The following is a 4,626-nucleotide window of genomic DNA, read 5'->3' as shown; positions in this document are numbered from 1 at the left end:
CGGGCCGAGCCCGCGCCGGGCCCCATGCACACCGGCCGCGCCCCGGTCCTGCGCCCGGTCCCGCGCCCCGTCCCGCGGGCAGCCGGGAGACGCCGATACGCTCGGCCGGGATCTTGGCCGGCTCCGGCCATCCCAACGACGCATCGTCCAGAAGTTTCCCGACTGTCCCGGAAGGCCCGCTGATGACCACGGCAAACTTGCAGGCAGACCGACTCGACCGGGCCAGGGAGGCCGCGTCCGCCGCCGGGATCGACGCCCTGCTGGTCTCGCCCGGCGCCGATCTGCGCTATCTCACCGGCTATGACGCACATCCGCTGGAGCGGCTCACCTGCCTTGTCCTGCCCGTCGACGGCGAGCCGTTCCTCGTCGTACCGGCCCTGGAGAAGCCCGCCGCCCAGGCCTCGCCCGCCGGGCGGCTCGGGATCGAGATCACCGGCTGGAACGAGACCGACGATCCGTACGCCCTGATCGCCGCGCGGCTGCCGCGCGCCCTGAACCGCGTGGCCCTCGACAATCGGATGTGGACCGAGAAGTCGCTGGCCTTCCGGGCCGCGCTGCCCGGCGCCGAACAGGTACTCGCGGGCGATGTGCTGTACGCGCTGCGGGCCCGTAAGTCCCCGGCGGAGGCAGAGGCGCTGCGGCGCGCCGGAGCAGCGATCGACCGGGTGCACGCCCGGATGCGCGAGTGGCTGCGCCCGGGCCGTACCGAGCGCGAGGTGGGCCGGGACATCGCCGACGCGATCATCGCCGAAGGACATGTCCGGGTGGACTTCGTGATCGTCGGCTCAGGACCGCACAGCGCCAGTCCGCACCATGAGCTGTCCGACCGCGTGATCGAGGCGGGCGATCCGGTGGTCGTCGACATCGGCGGCACCACCGAGGAGGGCTACTGCTCCGACTCCACCCGTGTCTACGCGCTGGGCGAGCCGCCCGAGGAGTTCCGCCGCGCGTACGAGGTGCTGCTGCGCGCCCAGCGCGCCCAGACCGACGCCGTACGGCCCGGCCTGCGCGCCCATGAACTGGACGCCATCGGCCGCGATCTGATCGCCGAGGCCGGCTACGGCGCGTACTTCATCCACCGGACCGGTCATGGCATCGGACTGGAGAGCCATGAGGAGCCCTACATCGTGGCGGGCAATCAGCTTCCGCTGGAGCCCGGGATGGCCTTCTCCGTCGAGCCGGGCATCTATCTGCCCGACCGTTACGGAGCCAGGATCGAGGACATTGTGATCTGCACCGAGAATGGCGGCGAGCGGCTCAACCGGACCGGCCGTGAACTGGTCGTGCTTTCCTGACTCCCGGCTTCCCGGGCCACGGAACAGACAGGTGGTACGGAACAGACAGGTGGTACGTGGACGCCCTCGCCGACGGCGAGGGCGTCCCTTCGTTCCTACCGCACCGGATCAGGATCAGCAGTACTGCGCCTGCTTGCCGATGGAGCGGTACATGCAGTCCGCGTTCTCCAGGAGCTGGAACACCGCGTCGCGGTTCCTGCTCGTCTCGCGGTCGATCACCTCGTCGGGCGGGTAGAAGCCGCCGCCCGAACTCGACGACGGATACATCTCGAAGGTGTACGAGAAGATCTTGTACGTGCCCCACAGCCAGTCGTCGATCGAGCCGTCCGTGATGTAGAGATCACTGGCCTGCTCGGGCGTGTAGCCGTTGCTCGCGGCCATCTTCTGGCCGACGGTCGCGAAGGCGTTGCGGTCGTCCAGCGTCATACCGGTCGTGGTGTCCGCGGTGGTGTAGCCGAAGGGCCAGAGCACGAGCTCGCTGTAGGTGTGGAAGTCGATCCCGGCCTTGATCTGCTGGACACCGCCGATGACCCGGCTGCGTACGAAGTTCGCCACGACCTTCACCTCGGGCGCGGACTCAGCGGCGCTGCCCCGGTAGGTGTCCGAGGACGGGCTGCTGGAGGAGCCGCCGCAGCAGCCCCACCGGTACGCCCAGTTGCGGTTGAGGTCCGTACCGATCGCGCTGGAGCCCGAGTTGGGCTGGCGGTTCTTGCGCCAGCTCCGGTACGAGCCGGTGGCGACGTCGTACTCACCGCCGTCCGGGTTGAGGTCCGGGACGATCCAGATCTCACGGCTGTTGACCAGGCTGGTGACCCGTGAGTCGGTGCCGTAGCCGGAGGTCAGCTCCTTGAGCAGATACAGCGCCATCTCCACGGTGAGGTGTTCACGCGCGTGCTGATGGTGGGTGAAGAGGACCTCGGGCTCGTTCTCGTCGGTGGCGACATTGTCGCTGATCTTGAGGGCGACGATGTTCCGGCCCTGGTACGAGGTGCCGATCACCCGCTGGCTCACCAGGTTGGGATACGCCGAGATGACACCGCTGATCTCGCTCGTCATCTCCGCGTAGTTGTGGTACCTGGAGTCGGCGGAGGGAAAGTCGAACGGCTCGATGACACCGTTGAGGCTGCGGTCGGGCACGGCGCCCAGCGGTGTGGGCTCGTAGCCGAGCGCGCGGAGCTTCTTCGCCTGCGCGGGATCGGCGGAGACGACCACGGTCTCGCTGTCCGACTCGTCGATCGTCACACCGGTCCTGGCGAGCGCGGTACGCGTCGCGGAGGTGGCGTGCATCTGGATCTCGTACTGCCGGATCTCCTCGTCGGCCGCCTTGGCTCTGGCGGCGGCGGACGGAGGAGTGGAATCGGCGTTGGTGGCCGTGGCGGTGACGCCAAGAGCCAGGGTCAGCAGGGCGGCCAGGGTCGCTGTCCGTCTGCGCCCGGTGCTGCCGCTTGCGCGTGTTCGGAGCCGCATGAAGTCTCCCGGGTGTGGAGTCGTGGGGGGTGCTGCTGCGACGCGCCCTGTGCGGGTTGGGTGAAGTCGGGCCGTCCGGGGTCATCCTGGGGGCATGACATGAGCCGGTCAAGAGTGCCAGAGCGGCGGACCGTACGGCCCTGCTCGCGGCGGCTCCCGCCGCCCGGTGAGCGGTACGGGGACGGGAGCACGTCGCGGCCGGGTGCCCGGCTTCGGACATTCGGTTCCGTTGGATCAGATTCCGTTGGATCAGATTCCGTGGGATCGGGTTCCGTGGGATCAGAAGCTGAAGACCGCGCCGCTTCCGCTGTCCTTGGCGCACGGATTGCCGAAGGTGTGGGCGTACGAGAAGCGCTTGCCCTCCCAGACGCCCTCCGCCGTCACGGTCACCGGATTCCACTCCTTGCTGCACACGGCGCGTGAGCCCCGGGTGGTGATGGTGTCCAACTGGGCCCGGGTGGCGCGCAGTTCCGCACAGGCGCCGGTCGCGTCCGGATGTGTGCCCGACGAGGTGGGCGCGCAGTTCAGTGTCACGGCGCGCAGCACCGTACCGGTCGTGGCGCTGTCTCCGGCGGTGATGCCGAGCACCAGGGCGGACGGCGCGTACAGACTCTCCGCGCCGATCTGTGCCGCGCTCGCCGCGCCGGTGCCGGGCAGCGTGGTGAACGCCAGTGCGGTGGCCGTGAGCGCCAGACCTCTTGCGATGGACCGCATGCAAAGACTCCTTGGGTCGAGGGTTCGGTAAAACGCAGGCAGTCTTGCCCGCCTCGACCCGGAATGCGCGACGCCACCACCAAATCTGGTCGCTCCGAGTGATGGTATGAGTGCGGTTTGTGGCGCAGTCAGGTGCCGGGCTGGTCGGGCTGGTCGGGCAGGCCGGACCGGTCGGGCCGGCGCGGTGATCCCGACGGCGGTCCGTGTCAGACCGTTCCGGGGCCCGGCCGGCCGAGATGGGCCAGCAGGGCGTCGAGCACGGCGCGCGGCTGCTCGACACCCGCGAGATGGGCGGCGTGCGGCAGTTCGACGAGCCGTGCTCCGGGGATACCGTCGGCGAGCTCATGGGCGTGCGCGGGTGGCGTGGCCCGATCGTCACGGCCGGCGAGGACCAGCGTCGGCGCGCCGATCCGGGCGAGTTCGTTCCGTAGATCGAGCGCGGCGAGCACCCCGCAGCAGACGGCGTATCCCTCGGGATCGACGGAACGGTGATCGGCGACCAGCGCCGCCACGGCCTCGGCCGCGAAGTCCGGTGTGAACCAGCGCGCGGGCGCGGTGGCGGCCAGTGGCCCGGCGCCCTCCGCGCGGATCTTCTCGGCGCGCTCCCGCCATGGCCCGGGACCGCCGAAGTGCGCCGAGGAACAGACCAGGGCGAGCGAGGTGACACGCCGAGGACGGTGGGCGGCGAGCCAGGTGCCGACCGCGCCGCCCAGCGAGATGCCCGCGTACGCGAAGGTCTCCGCGCCGAGCGAGTCGGCGAGGTCCAGCACGAGACGCCCGAGGTCGGCCATGGCTGAACCGGCCGGGAGCAGTGCGGCGGAGGAGCGGCCGTGGCCGGGCAGATCCCAGCGCACCACCCGGAACCGCTGTGCGAGGGCGGACGCCTGCGGCTCCCAGACGGCAAGCGAGGTGCCGAGCGAGGGACCGAGGATCAGCACCGGCGCGTCGGCCGGGCCCTCGGCGCGATGGTGGAGCAGCGGAGTCATGGCAGATCCTGACCGTGGTCCTGACGGGAGTCCCGGCTGGAGGCCAGGTCGCAGTCCCGGGCGGATTCCTGCCCGGAGTCGCGGCCGGAGCCCTCGCCGGAGTCCAGGCCGGTCGGGCGCCGGGCCGGGCCCCGGGCCGGGCGCGGACGGCGCCGTAGCGCGCG

General features: G+C 70.6%; 4 protein-coding genes. 1 reads left to right on the top strand and 3 read right to left on the bottom strand.

The genetic code is table 11. The features are described 5' to 3' along the window. The first annotated feature begins 182 nt into the window (after positions 1-182). Positions 183-1,295: a M24 family metallopeptidase gene (locus GA0115259_RS32265; RefSeq protein WP_093603539.1), complete on the top strand. Its 1,113-nt coding sequence runs from the start codon at positions 183-185 to the stop codon at positions 1,293-1,295. 114 nt (positions 1,296-1,409) lie between these two features. Here GA0115259_RS32265 and GA0115259_RS32260 read toward each other — a convergent pair whose 3' ends face one another. The 3 genes from GA0115259_RS32260 to pcaD all read right to left on the bottom strand — a co-directional run bounded on the left by GA0115259_RS32260 (position 1,410) and on the right by pcaD (position 4,462). Next, entirely contained in the window at positions 1,410-2,762 is a 1,353-nt protein-coding gene (locus tag GA0115259_RS32260) for a M14 family metallopeptidase (protein ID WP_093603537.1), read from the bottom strand. A gap of 279 nt (positions 2,763-3,041) precedes the next feature. Then, positions 3,042-3,476, bottom strand: a complete 435-nt coding sequence (locus tag GA0115259_RS32255; RefSeq protein ID WP_093603535.1) for an SSI family serine proteinase inhibitor — start codon at positions 3,474-3,476, stop codon at positions 3,042-3,044. 206 nt (positions 3,477-3,682) lie between these two features. Next, on the bottom strand, positions 3,683-4,462 hold the full coding sequence (pcaD, locus tag GA0115259_RS32250; protein WP_093603533.1) for a 3-oxoadipate enol-lactonase: 780 nt from the start codon (positions 4,460-4,462) through the stop codon (positions 3,683-3,685). Positions 4,463-4,626: the final 164 nt, after the last annotated feature.

Origin of the sequence: Streptomyces sp. MnatMP-M17 (assembly GCF_900091995.1) — a bacterium.
Taxonomy (GTDB): domain Bacteria; phylum Actinomycetota; class Actinomycetes; order Streptomycetales; family Streptomycetaceae; genus Streptomyces.
Note: the sequence above shows the minus strand (reverse complement) of the source record. Positions and strands in the feature narration are given on the sequence as shown.